Consider the following 13,615-nt stretch of genomic DNA (forward strand, 5'->3'; position numbering starts at 1 on the left):
TGCTCCTTCTATCCGGTGACGACGATGCCGCGGGCGCGCAGGTCCGCGAGGTGCTCGGCCGGGTAGCCCAGCCGCTGCAGCACCTGCTCGGTGTGCTGACCCACGAGCGATCCCGGCCCGGGCACGACGGCCGACCGGGACAGGGTGACGAGCGGGGCGAGCCGGGGGTGCTCGCCGAGCATCGGGTGCTCGACGTCCGCGAGCAGGCCCGCGGTGCGGCCGAACTCCTCGCTCATCAGGGTGGCCTCCACGGTGGCCTCGGTGACGGCCACGCAGTCGACCTCCGAGTCCGCGAACTCCGCCTCCCACTGCGCCGCCGGCTTCGCCGCGAGGACCGCGCCGATGTCCTCCTCCGCGGCGAACGCGGGATGGGCGCGCAGCGCCGACCGCTGCTCCGGGCGTGCAGCGGAGAGGAACACCCAGCCCGCGGCCGTGGGGTAGAGCCGGTAGCGGGCCGACAGTCCGAACAGCTCCGGATCGACGGCCGGGGTGGCCGGCCGGTCCGCGTACCGCACCACGTCCTCGCAGTTCAGGTGCGCGGCGAAGGCCAGCATGCTCGTGTAGAGCTGCTGTCCGCCCGCGCCCCGGGCCCGCGCGAGCAGGCCGAGGAGCGCCGAGCTGGCCACCGAGAGCGCGGACAGCCCGTCGCACTGCGCGAACGACGCGTTGGTGGCCGCCACCAGCCGGACCGCCGCGCCCTTGGTCTCCTCGACCGTCAGGTCGGTCCGCTCGGGCAGGGTCGCGCCGGCCATCCGCCAGGCGATGCCGGACGCGGCGGCGATGGTCGGTGCGTAGGCGGGCCGGTGCCCGCACGGCCCGTCGACGCCGTAGCCGGGCGCGTTGAGGTACACCAGGTCCGGGTTCACGGCGAGCAGCGACGGCCCGTCCACGCCGAGCCGCTCGGCCACGCCGGCCCGGAAGGACTGGATCACCACGTCCGCCTCGCGGGCGAGGTCGTGCACGATCTGCCGCCCTTCGGGCGAGCGGGCGTCGAGGGCGATGCACTCCTTGCCCTGCGTCACCTTGATCGCGCCGATCTCGGGGAAGCTTGCGAGCGACCGCATCGGCTCGCCGCCCGGCGGCTCGACCTTGACCACCCGGGCGCCCAGGTCGGCGAGCAGGCTCCCGCCGTACGGCGCGGCGTAGTACATGCCGAGCTCGAGCACGGTCACGCCGGCCAGCGGCAGCGACGGTCCGGCGGCGGTGGCCGCGGGGGCGTCGACGGGTTCCCAGCCGCGCAGCTCCGCCGCGTCCGCGTCCGGCCGCGGTGCGGGCCGGGTCGGGTCGGCCGGGGTCGCCGCCATGCGGACCAGCGGCCCCGGCTGCTCGACGGGCCCGCGTTCGGGATCCTCGACGCGCACCACGTTGCCGTCGTGTCGCAGCTGCGGATGGTCGAGCAGCTCCTGCCCGGTCCGGAACGGCTCGGCCCAGACGTCGGGCTGGGCGTCGAACACCGCGGCCCACTCCGCCGCGGTGCGGGCCCGGACCTCGGTGAGCATCCGGTCCCACAGCTCCACCCGCTTCGCCGGGTCGGGCACCAGCGGCAGCTCCTCGCCCCACTCCGGGTCGTCGAACATCCAGCCCATGCCCAGCGCGTTCATCAGCGCGACGTAGAGGTGCCGGGAGGTCTGCGAGAACTGCAGCCAGCGGCCGTCGGCGGACAGGGCGACGAGCAGCCGGTAGATCAGGGCGCTGTTCGGGACTCCGTCCTGCACGTGCGGTGCCGGGGTGAACGCGCCCGCGTAGCGGGTGGTGAGGAGGGTCAGGAACCAGTTCCAGATGTCGTGGCCGGCCAGCCCCTGGACCAGGCTCGTGCCCACGTGCTGCCCGTGCCCGCTGCGCTCGCGCTCCAGCAGGGCCGCGAGCACCCCCTGCAGCGCGGTCTGTCCCGCGCTGTACGAGGCGAACGGCACCGCGGCGAAGGCCGGGCCCTCGCGCGGGGCCATCGGCGAGAGCGTGTGGCTCCCGCCGATCACCGCCATGACCAGCGCGTCGTCCGCCGGGAGGTGCGCGTACGGCCCGGTCCGCCCGAACCCGGTGATCGAGGCGTGCACCAGCCGCGGATGGTCCACGGTGGTCCGCTCGGGCGTCAGACCCCGCTCCTCGGCCTGCGCGGGCGTCCACGACTCCACGAGGACGTCCGCGGCGGCGACGAGCCGGCGCAGCCCCGCCGTGTCGCCCGGTTCCAGGACGATGCTGCGCATCCCGCGGGCCAGGAACGGGAAGGCCGCCGATGCCCGCATCGGGTGCCCGCCCGGGGGTTCGACGAGCGCGACCTGCGCGCCGAAGTCCGCCAGGGCCTGCGCGCAGTGCAGCCCGGCGAGCCCGGTGACCGCGACGACCCGCAGCCCGGCCAGCGGGCCCGTCACCGTGCGAGCCCCGCGTACGCCTCCTGCAGGGTCGGCGTCCCGCGTGGCGGGCGGTTGCCGGTGAACCGGCCCCCGGCGAGCGCCTGCAGCTCCTCGACGTAGCCGAAGTCCGGCTCCTCCATCTCGTGGCGCGGCGAGTCGGTGTAGATCTGCGCGCTCCGCCGGTTCTTGCCGGCGATGTCCGCGCGCATCACCGCGGAGCTCGGCAGCGCGGCCCGGCCCGCGAGGTGCAGGGCGATAAGCCGGCTCTGCTCCTCGAAGATGCGGTTGAGCGTGGAGAGCGGGTTGAGCATCCCGACGAAGCACAGGCCGGGCCAGTCCGGGGAGAAGATCCGCTTGTAGAGGTCGACGTGGTTGCCCCGCACCGGCACGACGTCGTCGGGCACGAAGGGCAGCGACACGACGTAGCCGGTGGCGCCGAACAGCACGTCGAACTCCTCGCTGGAGCCGTCGGCGAAGGTGACCCGCCTGCCGTCGATCGCGGTGATGCCCGGCCTGACCGCCACGCGGTTGTACTCGATGTCGGCGACGATGGACTCGCTCAGCGTGGGGTGCGTGCGGCCCTTCGGCGCGCGGATGCCCAGCCGGGTCAGGTCGCCGTGCGCGGTGTAGACCACCGCCTTGATCAGCCGGTTGCGCAGCCGCGCCGGGATCCACCTGCGGCGCAACGAGATCGCGATGTCGGAGAAGGCGACGCCGAAGAGCACCTTGGGCTGGATCACCACCCCGGAGCGCGCCACCAGCACGGTGCGGGCCGCGACCGAGCAGACGTCGCTGGCGATGTCCACACCGGAGTTGCCCACGCCGACCACGCAGATCCGCTTGCCCACCAGGTCGTCGGCGTAGCGGTAGGTCGAGGAGTGCCGGTAGTCGCCGCCGAACTCCCGCAGCGCGGCGACGTGGTTGGGCTCGTTGAGGTGCCCGGTCGCCACCAGCACGGCGTCGAACTCCTCCTGCTCCCCCGCCTCGGTGGTGAGCAGCCAGCGCGGGGCCTCGGTCGCCGGGTCGAAGGCCGGCTTGACCTGCGCCACCCGGGTCCGGAAGCGGATCCGCTCCTTGACCCCGAAGTGCGCGGCGTAGGAGTCGAGGTAGCGGGCCATGTCCCGGTGGGTCGGGAAGCGCGGGGTGCGGTCGTCGAAGTCGAAGTCGGCGAAGCGGGTGAACCGGCGCGAGGAGATGATGCTGAGGTTGCGGTAGGCCTGCGGGCGCCCGTTGTCGTTGTCGTAGACCCAGAGCCCGCCGATGTGCGAGCCCGCCTCGAAGACGGTGACGTCGAATCCCGCCCCGATCATGTACTTCGCCGCGCAGACGCCCCCCGCGCCCGCCCCGACCACCGCGACCCTCATGCCGTCTCCTCTCCGCCGAGGTACTTCTCGAACGCGTCGCCCGCCGCCAGCTCGGCGGCGGGTCCGGAATGGACGATCCGCCCACGGCGCAGCACGTGCGCCTCGGTGGCCAGGGCGAGCACCCGGTGCACGAACTGGTCCACCACGAGCAGCGCGACATCGGGGCCGTCCGGGCGCCGCACCTTCTCCAGGAACTCGAACACCACGTCGACCACCACCGGCGCGAGCCCCAGCGACGGCTCGTCGACCATGATCAGCCGGGCGTCCCGCGCGACCGCCGAGGACAGCGCGAGCATCTGCTGCTCGCCGCCGCTCATGGTGCCCGCCTGCTGGCCCAGGCGCTGCCCGAGCACCGGGAACATCTCCACGGCGCGGGCGATCGCCGCCGCCTCGCCGCCCTTACGGGCCTGCATCACGAGGTTCTCGCGCACGGTGAGCCCGCGGTAGACCCCGCGGCCCTCCGGGACCAGGCACACCCCGCGCGCGACCCGCTGCTCGGCCGGGAGCCCGTCGACCACCTCGCCGTCGAGCGCGACGCTGCCCGCGGTGACGGGCAGCAGCCCGGCGACGACCTTGAGCAGGGTGGACTTGCCGGCCCCGTTCGGGCCGACGAGGGCGGTCACCCCGCCCGCGGGCACGGTCAGGTCGACGTCGCGCAGCACGGGCGTCGTGCCGTAGCCGGCGTGCACGGACTCCAGCCGTACCGCCGGCGCCGTCGTCACGGTGGCGCTGCTCATCGGATCACCTCCGGTTCGCGGGTCGTGGGGGCCTCCGAGCCCAGGTACGCCGCGCGGACCCCGGGATCGGCCCGCACCTCGGCCGGGCCGCCGTCGAACAGCGGCACCCCGAAGTCCAGGACGTAGACGTGCTCGCACACCGACATCACCAGCGACATGTCGTGCTCCACGAGCAGCACGGCCAGCTGTCGGGTCTCGACGACCTCGGTCAGCGTCCGGGCGAACCGCTCGGTCTCGGCGACGTCCAGGCCGGACGACGGCTCGTCGAGCAGCAGCACGTCGAAGGGCCCGGCGAGGCAGCGGGCCAGCTCGACGAGGCGGCGCTGACCGATGGACAGCGCGCCGGCGTGCCGGTCGGCGAGATGCTCGATCCCGCAGAGCCGCAACGCCTCCGCCGCACTCTCCTCCGCCGTGCGGCGCTCGAGCGGGGTCGCGAGCACCTGACCCCAGGCGCGGGCACCGGCCTGGGTCACCTCCCGGCCGAGCGCGACGTTCTCCCGCACGGTCAGCGCGTCGCAGAGCTGCACGGTCTGGAAGGTCCGGCCCAGGCCCTTGCGCCCCCGCCGGTTCGGGGAGGCGCCGCTGATGTCCTCGCCGTGCAGCACGATCCGGCCGGAGCTCGGCCGCAGCAGGCCGCTGCACGCGTTGAACGTGGTGGTCTTGCCGGCGCCGTTGGGCCCGATGAGCCCGGTGATCCGCCCGGGCGGGGCGGTCACGGCGGCGCCGTCGACGGCCACGTGGCCGCCGAAGCGCACCACCAGGCCGTCGACCTCCAGGCCCCTGACCTCCGGGACCCTGACCTCCGGGACCCTGGTCTGCGGGACCCGCGTCCCGGCGACGGGCACCGGCCGCTCCGACACCGGCGGCTGCGGGGTCTCGCCCGGCGGAACGGGCCTGCGCCCGAGCCGGTCGAGGGCCGCGCGGATCCGCGCGGACAGCTCCGGCGTCCCGCCCCGCAGCGCGGTGTCCAGCGCGAACAGGCCGAACGCCACGTTCAGCCACGCGCTCGCCGCGCTGTCCGTCCAGTAGAAGGGGATCACCGCGGCCGGGATCGCCACCAGCGCGTACCAGGGCTCCCGGCCGGGGGCCAGGGCGAGCACCGCGACCAGCACCAGCGACGAGAACGCCTGGTAGTTGGGGTCGCTGCCGACCGCGACGCTCACCGTCGCGCCGTAGAGCACACCGCCGATGCCGGCCAGGAAGCCCGACAGGCAGAACACGATCACCCGGGTGACGGTGGTGTTCAGGCCCAGGGTGGACACCGCGGTGGGGGCCTCGGCGAGGCCCCGCAGCAGCCGCCCGAGCCGGGCCCGGTGCAGCGCCACCATCACCAGCGCGACCACCACGAGGAAGGCCAGGACGACGTAGTAGAAGGACTCGTCCGACGTCGCGAAGGCCGGGCGGGGCATGACCCGCCCGGTGCCCTGCGCGGTGAACATGAGGTCCGACGAGTAGAACAGCCGCTCCAGCGCCAGCCCGAAGCCGAAGGTGGCCAACGCCAGGAAGACCCCGGAGAGCCGGATGGCGGGCAGCGCGAGCAGCGCCGCGATCGGCACCACGACCAGCCCGCCGAGCAGGACCGCGACGAGCCACGGCAGGCCGAGCTCGGTGGCGAACTGGGAGAACGCGACCGCCCCGATCGCCCCGAACGCGGCGTGGCAGAGCGAGACCATGTTGGCCGTGCGCACGAGCAGGCCCAGCGAGAGCAGCACGATCGCCTGGGTCAGGCCGACGGTGAAGCTGCCCAGCGCCGTCCCGACGAACAACGGCAGCAGCGCCAGCACCCCGACGACCACGATCCCCGACCCGATCCGGACCCGCGCGGGCGCGGTCCACGTCCGGGGTGTGGCGGGGACCGGCGCCGCCGGTGGCGCCAGCTTCCGTCTGGGCAACACGAGCAGGACCACCAGCAGGATCACGAACGGCAGGGCGTTGGGCAGCCCGGACAGCGCCGGGGTCGTCACCACCCAGTTCGTGGCCAGGTTGCTGAGGATCCCGACGACCACGCCGCCACCGAAGGTCAGGGCCGCGTTGGAGAACGCCCCGAACGCCGCCGCCGCGAACGCCTGGACGACCAGGAAGGTCATCGCGACGGCCTCGACGCCGGTCAGCGGGGCGACGACCACGCCGGAGAAGGCCGCGAGCGTCGCCCCGAGGATCCAGGCCGTGCGCCGCACCCGGACCGGGCTCGTGCCGTGCAGCCGGACGAGATCGGCGTCGTCGACCACCGCCCGCATCGCCACGCCGGTGCGGGTGCGGCGCAGCAGCCAGGTGAGCGCGGCGACGCCCACCAGACCGACCGCGACCACGATGAGCTGGTACACGGTCACGTTGACCCCACCGAGGGCCACCACCGTGTTCCCGCCCGGGACGAACTGCTTGACCCGCAGCGTGTTGTGCCCGAACAGGGCCGTGGCGAGGCCCTGGACCAGCAGGATCAGCCCGATCGTCGCGACGATCTTGAGGCCGGTCGGTCGCCCGGCGAGCCGCCGGGCGACCTGTTCGAGCCCGATCCCCAGCACCGGCCCGACCACCCCGACCGCCACCACGAACGCCGCCGCCCAGTGCAGGCCGAGCTCGACGTGCAGGTAGTAGAAGACGTACGCGGCGGCGGCCGCCACGGCCCCGTGGGCGAAGTTGAAGATCCCCGAGGTCTGGTAGGTCAGGACCAGGCCGACCCCGGCGAGGCCGTACACCACGCCGACGGTCACCCCGCTCACGACGAACGGTAGGAGGCTGTTCACTGCGACGTCACGCTCCTCGCCGGACCCGGGTCGGGACCGCTTGCTGGGATCAGGCCGGGTTCACGCAGGCGGAGGCCAGGTCACCGGTCACCCCGTTGCCGGGCGACGCCGACGCCAGCGAGGTCGGGTGGTCCGCCCCGGCGGTGTAGGTGGCCAGCCAGAAACAGGGCACCTTCGGCGCGGGCTGTCCCGCGGTGAAGGTCACCGGCATCGGCAGCAGGCCGTCGAGGGTCTCGTTCTTGACCTTGCTGTAGGCGTCCGTGACGGTCTGGCGGGTCACGTCGCCGGTGGGCGAGCCCAGCGCCTTGCGGAACAGCTCCAGCGAGGTCCAGGTCGAGGTGGACCCGGAGTCGCGGTAGTCGGTGCCGGCGGCGTACTTCTTCATCACGTCGCGGAAGTTCTGCACCGGGGCTGCGTTCGCCCACCACGGGAAGGCGTTGAGGTTCAGGCCCGACTTGGTGTCCGGCACCTGCTCGTCCGACGCCTGCGAGAACCCGGTCGAGTTGCGGCCGAAGTACCCGGTGTAGCCCTGCTGGCGGCAGTCGGACATGACCCGCACCGCGACCGCCGGCTTGACGTTGATCGAGATGAAGTCCGCGCCCTGCTGGATCTGGCTCAGGCACGCGGCGGTGTAGTTCGCATCGGCCGACGCGACGGTGGCCAGGCCCGTGTAGCCGATGCCCTGCGCCGCGGCCAGCGGCTGGAAGACCTTCTCGGCCTCCTTGCACGCGGGCACCTCGGCGCACACGATCACGCCGAACTTCTTGGCGCCCAGCGCCTTGGCCACGGTGACCTGGCCGGCCAGCGTGGACGGCACGGTCGTGCCGATGCTGTAGAAGTTCGGCAGCTTGCTCCACAGCTTGGTGTCGAAGCCGGACGAGCCGATCACCGGCACGTTCTGCTGGGAGAGGTAGTCACCGACCGCGCCCTCGGCGGTGGTGTCCGCGATGACGACGGCGGACACCTTCTCGTCCTCGACGAACTTCTTCATCAGGCCGAGCATCACCGGCCCGCTGGCCTTGGAGTCCTCGCTGAGGATCTGGACGGGATGCCCGCCGATGCCGCCGCCCGCGTTGACCGAGTCCTGCCAGGCCTTGGCGACCGCCACCTGTGCCTTCGCGGTGTCCGCGGTGTCGCCGGTCAGCGGCACCGCCATCCCGATCTTGATCGGGATGCCCGCCGGCCCCGCCGGCGACCCCGACGAGGCCGATGATCCACAGGCGGTGAGCGCGAGCGCACCCACCGCCAGCGCCACGAGGGCGCGTACCCAACTCGTTCGCGCACGCATTCCGGTACGTCCTTCCGCAGCAGTGAGGAATTCAGTGACCCGCCGGTGACACACCGTCGGGCCGTAGCCGAGTTCGTCCAGTCCCCCGACCTACGCCTCGACGGCGTTCCCCGGTCGAGGTGAATTAACCTACGAAGTAGTATGTAGTGTCAAGAGCGGGCCGGAGCCCGGCCCGGTCAGGCCCAGCGGACCGGGAGGGCGGTGGTCCCCCGGTGCAGGAACGAGTCCGCCCAGACCACGTCGTGCAGCGACCCGGCCGGCGCCAGCTCGGGCAGCCGAGCCAGCGCGTCGAGCGCGATCCGCATCTCCAGCCGGGCCAGCGCGGCACCGACGCAGAAGTGGATCCCGGCCGCGAACGCCATGTGCCCCACCGGCCTGCGCAGGTCGAAGCGCGCCGGATCGGCGAAGCGGGCCGGGTCCCGGTTGACCGCGCCGAAGACCACGTGGACGCGCTCGCCCTCCTCGATCCGGTGCCCGGCGAGCGTCCGCGGGCGCTCGGCGAAGCGCGGCAGCGAGACGAACACCGGCGGGTCGTAGCGCAGGAACTCCTCGGCCGCGCTCGTCGCGAGCCCGGGGTCCGCCCGCAGCGCCGCGTACTGCTCGGGGTGCTCGAGCAGCCGGAACATCCCGTTGGTCAGCGCGTCCGTCGTCGTCGCGTGGCCGCCGATGTGCAGGATGACGCAGCTGCCGACGACCTCCTCGGGCGTCAGCCCGGACTCCGGCCGCACCAGGTACGAGACGACGTCGTCGCCCGGAGCGCGGCGGCGCTCGGCGATGACCTCGTCGAAGTAGGACATCGCGCTGCGGGCCGCCTCGTCGGCCGTCGCCAGCAGCTCCGCCGAGGCCCCGCCCACCTGCACGTCGCCGAGGTGCAGCAGGGTCTCGGCCCAGGTGTCGAAGCGGGTGACGTCGTCGGGCGGGAGCCCGAGGACGTCACCGATGACCAGCACCGGCAGCCGGTAGGCGAGGTCGCGGAAGTCGAACACCTCCCGCTCGCGGGCCTCGGCGAAGAGCTCCTCGACGCGCAGGACCACCTGCTGCTCGAGCCGGGCCATCGCCCGGGCCCCGAACATCGGGGCGACCGCCTTGCGCAGCCGGGTGTGGTCGGGCGGGTCGCGGAACGGGATCGACCGGCGGAACACCCGCTCCGCCAGGGTGAACGTGTCCGCGCCGGGGGTCTCGCGCAGCCAGCCGGTGCCGCGCAACAGCTCGTCGGCGGCGTCGTGGCCGGTGGCCAGCCAGGTGTCCGCCGACACGCGGTGCACGGGCCCCCGGGTCCGCAGGGCCTCCAGGAAGGGATAGGGATCGCGGGCCAGCCCGGACCGGCCCGGGGCGCCGGCGGTCAGGAACAGCCGCACCTCGCCGTCCAGGTCGGCCAGTTCGACGTTCTCCATCTCGCGCCTTTCGTCGAGGTCAGGTCGTTCTCGCGGCGAACCGGGGGACCGTGGTCCCGTCGTCGCGGTCGTCCCAGACGACCTCGACGGGCAGGCCGATCCGCACCTCGTCGGGACCCACCCCGACCAGGTCGGACTGCAGCCGGACGCCGTCGATCCCGTCCAGGGCCACCACCGCCACGACGTAGGCCGGATCGGCCTGGCGGACCACGGTGTAGGTGAAGACCTCGCCGGTGCCCGGCTGCCGCTCCCAGGTCACCTCGCCGGCGTCGCACGCCCAGCAGTACGGGCCGGGCGGCATCGGGCGCGGGGTGTCGCACCGGGTGCAGCGGGCGATCACGAGCTCGTGGCGCCGCGCCGCCTCCCAGAACGGCGCGGTCCAGCGATCGGGGTGCAGTGCCGGGATCGCGCCGCTCATCGCGCCAGCACCAGCCCGCTCACCGGGATCGCCGCCGGACCACCGGTGACCAGGGCGACCTGCGCGCCGTCCACCTGGTGGACCGCGGTGCCGCGCAGCTGGGCGACCGCCTCCGCGATGTGGGTCATGCCCATGACGTAGGCCTCCGACAGGTTGCCGCCGTGCGTGTTGACCGGGATCGAGCCGTCCCGCCGGATGTGGCCCGCCGCGACGAACGGACCGGACTCCCCCACCGGGCAGAACCCGTAGTCCTCGAGCTGCATCAGCACCAGCGGGGAGAAGTGGTCGTAGAGCAGGGCGACGTCGACGTCCGCCGGACCGAGGCCCGCCCGCGACCACAGCCGATCGGCGACGGTGCGGTGGAACGACGAGGCGAAGTAGTCGTCCGGCGCGTTCATCCACGCGACCGAGTGCCCGTAGCGGCCGGCCCCGCCGCTCGCCGAGGCGACGATGCGCACCGGCGGCCACCGGAGGTCCCGCGCCCGGTCCAGGCTCGTGGTCACCACCGCGACGGCGCCGTCCGACTCCAGGCAGAAGTCGTAGAGACACAGGGGATCCGAGATCATGCGGGCCCCGAAGTAGTCGTCGATCGTCATCGGCTTGCGCATCAGTGCGGTCGGCCGGTCCAGCGCGTTGGCGCGCGTGGACATCGCGACCTCGGCGAAGTGCTCGCGGTCCGTGCCGTAGAGGTGCATGTGCCGGCGCGCCACCATCGCGAACTTCTGCCCCGGGCCCACCATCCGGTAGGGCGCGGTGAAGTCGGTCGCCGCGTCGCCCTTGCGCGCGTAGGGGCCGGTGGTGGCCGAGTTCGCCTGCCCGAGCCGGTAGGCGGACTGCTGCAGCGCCATCACACTGACGACGACCTCGGCCTGTCCGGAGACGACCGCGGCGGACGCCAGTCCGACCGACCCCGCCGATCCGCCGCCCCCGCCACCGAGGGCCGCGGTGAAGCGCACCTCCGGGACCCCGAGCAGGTGGGCGAGGAGCGCGATGTCCATGCCTCCCGCGTAGCCCGCGAACCCGTCCAGGTCCGACACGGCCAGTCCGGCGTCCTCGAGTGCGGCGCGCACGGCCTCGGCGGCCAGCTCCAGGGCGGTCCGGGGCGCCGCGCCGCCGCGGCGGTGGAACTCCGTCGCACCCACACCGACGATCGCGGTCTCGTGGCTCATGGTGTTCCTCCGATCGTCAGAGATACAGCCCGTGGAACGGCGCGAAGGCGGGTCGGCGTCCCTCCCGGAAGGCCGTGACCCCCTCCGCGTAGTCGTCCTGCAGCTTCGCGACGGCGAGGAGGTGCCGCGCTCGCAGCCGCGCGTCCTCGAGCCCGCCGCCCAGGTCCGCCCACACCTGCGCCTTGACCATCGCGAGCGCCACCGGGGAGACGGACGCGGCCAGGCCGCGGGCGTACTCCACCGCATCGGCGACCACCTCGCCGGGTTCGCTCAGCCGGTCGGCGAGGCCGATCCCGACCGCCTCGTCCCCCGGCAGCACCCGTCCGGTGGCGAGCAGGTCGAACGCCGTCGAGATCCCGACGAGGCGCCCCAGGACCCAGCCCACGCCGTCCTCCGCCGGCAGCCCGCGCTTCGCGAACGCGGTGCTGAACCTGGCGCCGGCGTGGGTGAAGCGGTAGTCGCAGAACAGCGCCTGCACCAGCCCGACGCCGGCGCACGCCCCGTTCACCGCCGCGATCACCGGCTTCTGGATCCGGGTCGCCCAGGTCTGCGGCCTGCGGTGGACGTGGTAGGCACCCCCCGCCGCCGCTCGCCCCATCACATCGGGATCCATTCCGGGACAGAAGGTCCGACCGGCTCCGGTCACCACGATCGCCTTCACGTCGGGATCCCGGCCGGCATCGTCGAGGGCGTCGAAGTAGGCGTCCTCGAGATCCGGCCCCCAGGTGTTCCGCCGCCACGCGGCGTCGAAGGTGATCACCCGCACGCCGAACCCGTCCGTCGTCGTGGTCACGACGGCCGGGCGGAACGCCTCATTGAGCACGTCGAGATACTACTGCGTAGGTGGCGGCCGGCATAGTGCGGCGTCACGGCGGCCCCCACGGCAGGGACACGCGAGGATCCATCGACCTGACCACATCGGCAGGTCGTCCCGCGCACCGTCGTGCCACGCTGTCCCCGATGCCCGACGACGCCACCACCACCGGCCCCCGCGAGGAGACCGCCGCCGCCCTCCAGGCCGTGCACACCCGCTTCGGCTTCGAGACCGCCCCGCAGACCGGGACCGGCTGGCACCCCTTCGCGGAGCTGACGGACGGCCGCGTCGCCCGCTGGGCCGCCGAGATGACCGCCGAGGGCCGGGCGCCCGCCGAGGTCGGCGCGTCGCTGGCGAGCGGCCTCACCGGACCCGTCGTGCGCCCCCTCGCCGTCGGGTTCGTGCTCCTGGCCCGGATCCCGGTCGTCACCACCCCCACCGTCGCCGTCCGCCGCCGCGGCCGCGTCACGGACCGGGCCGCGCTCACCGGCGCCCTGGCCCTGCTCCCCGACGATCCCGCCGCCGGCCGGCCGGGCACCGTCGTCGTCGAGGACCTCCGCGGCGAGCTCGCGTCCCGCCTCACCGCCCTCGCCGCCCCGCTCCTCGACGAGATCCACCGCGCGACCCGCTACGGGCTGCGCAACCTCTGGGGCGGTCTCGGCGACGTGCTGTCCTCGCACTCGCTCTGGGCCGCCCGCCACCGCGGCGACGACCCGCCGGCGCTGCACGCCGTCTTCGACACGGTCCAGGACGTCTGGGACCTGGTGACGGCGCGGACCGGCATCCCCGTCGACCGGCCGGTGCCGTTCCCCGTCGCCGGGCCCGCCCGCCGCAGCCTCGGCCAGGTCCGCGGCACCTGCTGCCTGCACTACCGGATCCCCGGCCGCACCGCGGCCGACGGCAGCCCCCGCTACTGCACCTCGTGCCCCCTGATCAGCACGGACGAACGCCGCACCCGGATGCGCCACCTGGTCGAGCCCACGGCGACGACCAGCCGGACCGCCCATCTCGGCATGCCCTCGCTCTGAACGGTTACCGGCCGGTACCCACCAAAGTCGCCCCCACGAGGCGACCGACGGAGGTGGTCCCGCCCCGCCCCGGAGGACGAGACTGGCGCTCGACCGTCACGGTGGTGCCCCATCGTGATCCACGGTCAGGCAGGTTCGCGGACGAGCTGGGGGGAGCGACATCCGGGTCGGTGCGGGACGCGATCAGTGGTGCGGTAGGCTGATCGAGCCCTCACGGGGGCGGCCGGGACGTGGCGCAGCTTGGTAGCGCACTTGACTGGGGGTCAAGGGGTCGCAGGTTCAAATCCTGTCGTCCCGACGGTCGACGG

The 13,615-nt window shown here is 73.7% G+C and carries 10 protein-coding genes and 1 tRNA gene; 2 read left to right on the forward strand and 9 right to left on the reverse strand.

Features of this window, described 5'->3' with window-relative positions; genetic code table 11:
• Window positions 1–8: 8 nt before the first annotated feature.
• The 9 genes from ABD324_RS27130 to ABD324_RS27170 form a co-directional block, all read right to left on the reverse strand.
• Window positions 9–2,369 carry a CaiB/BaiF CoA transferase family protein gene (locus tag ABD324_RS27130; RefSeq protein WP_344423085.1) on the reverse strand — a complete coding sequence of 787 codons (2,361 nt, stop codon included), beginning with the start codon at window positions 2,367–2,369 and terminating at the stop codon, window positions 9–11.
• Window positions 2,366–3,715, reverse strand: coding sequence for a flavin-containing monooxygenase (locus tag ABD324_RS27135; protein ID WP_344423088.1), 1,350 nt, complete (start codon window positions 3,713–3,715; stop codon window positions 2,366–2,368). Before ABD324_RS27135 ends, ABD324_RS27130 begins: the two co-directional genes overlap by 4 nt.
• Window positions 3,712–4,452, reverse strand: a complete 741-nt coding sequence (locus ABD324_RS27140) for an ABC transporter ATP-binding protein (protein ID WP_344423090.1) — start codon at window positions 4,450–4,452, stop codon at window positions 3,712–3,714. Before ABD324_RS27140 ends, ABD324_RS27135 begins: the two co-directional genes overlap by 4 nt.
• Window positions 4,449–7,172, reverse strand: coding sequence for an ABC transporter permease subunit (locus ABD324_RS27145; RefSeq protein ID WP_344423092.1), 2,724 nt, complete (start codon window positions 7,170–7,172; stop codon window positions 4,449–4,451). The genes ABD324_RS27140 and ABD324_RS27145 overlap by 4 nt, the downstream gene beginning before the upstream one ends.
• A gap of 73 nt (window positions 7,173–7,245) precedes the next feature.
• Window positions 7,246–8,484 carry an ABC transporter substrate-binding protein gene (locus tag ABD324_RS27150; protein WP_344423094.1) on the reverse strand — a complete coding sequence of 413 codons (1,239 nt, stop codon included), beginning with the start codon at window positions 8,482–8,484 and terminating at the stop codon, window positions 7,246–7,248.
• 176 nt (window positions 8,485–8,660) lie between these two features.
• A complete protein-coding gene (locus ABD324_RS27155) occupies window positions 8,661–9,878 on the reverse strand; it encodes a cytochrome P450 (protein WP_344423097.1) in 1,218 nt (405 codons plus the stop codon).
• A 19-nt stretch (window positions 9,879–9,897) separates the two neighbouring features.
• Window positions 9,898–10,296, reverse strand: a complete 399-nt coding sequence (locus tag ABD324_RS27160; RefSeq protein ID WP_344423100.1) for a Zn-ribbon domain-containing OB-fold protein — start codon at window positions 10,294–10,296, stop codon at window positions 9,898–9,900.
• Complete coding sequence (locus tag ABD324_RS27165; protein WP_344423103.1) at window positions 10,293–11,465, reverse strand: thiolase C-terminal domain-containing protein; 1,173 nt, start codon at window positions 11,463–11,465, stop codon at window positions 10,293–10,295. Before ABD324_RS27165 ends, ABD324_RS27160 begins: the two co-directional genes overlap by 4 nt.
• A gap of 16 nt (window positions 11,466–11,481) precedes the next feature.
• Window positions 11,482–12,288, reverse strand: coding sequence for an enoyl-CoA hydratase-related protein (locus ABD324_RS27170; RefSeq protein ID WP_344423105.1), 807 nt, complete (start codon window positions 12,286–12,288; stop codon window positions 11,482–11,484).
• Window positions 12,289–12,425: 137 nt separating this feature from the next.
• Between ABD324_RS27170 and ABD324_RS27175 the strand changes: the two genes are divergently transcribed.
• Both ABD324_RS27175 and ABD324_RS27180 read left to right on the forward strand, forming a co-directional pair.
• The gene (locus tag ABD324_RS27175; RefSeq protein ID WP_344423107.1) at window positions 12,426–13,307 is read left to right on the forward strand and encodes a (2Fe-2S)-binding protein; all 882 of its coding nucleotides are present in this window, start codon (window positions 12,426–12,428) and stop codon (window positions 13,305–13,307) included.
• A 224-nt stretch (window positions 13,308–13,531) separates the two neighbouring features.
• Window positions 13,532–13,605: transfer RNA gene (locus ABD324_RS27180), tRNA-Pro, on the forward strand.
• The last annotated feature ends 10 nt before the right edge of the window (window positions 13,606–13,615 follow it).

This window comes from Pseudonocardia ailaonensis, from assembly GCF_039531635.1.
Taxonomy (GTDB): Bacteria; Actinomycetota; Actinomycetes; order Mycobacteriales; family Pseudonocardiaceae; genus Pseudonocardia; species Pseudonocardia ailaonensis.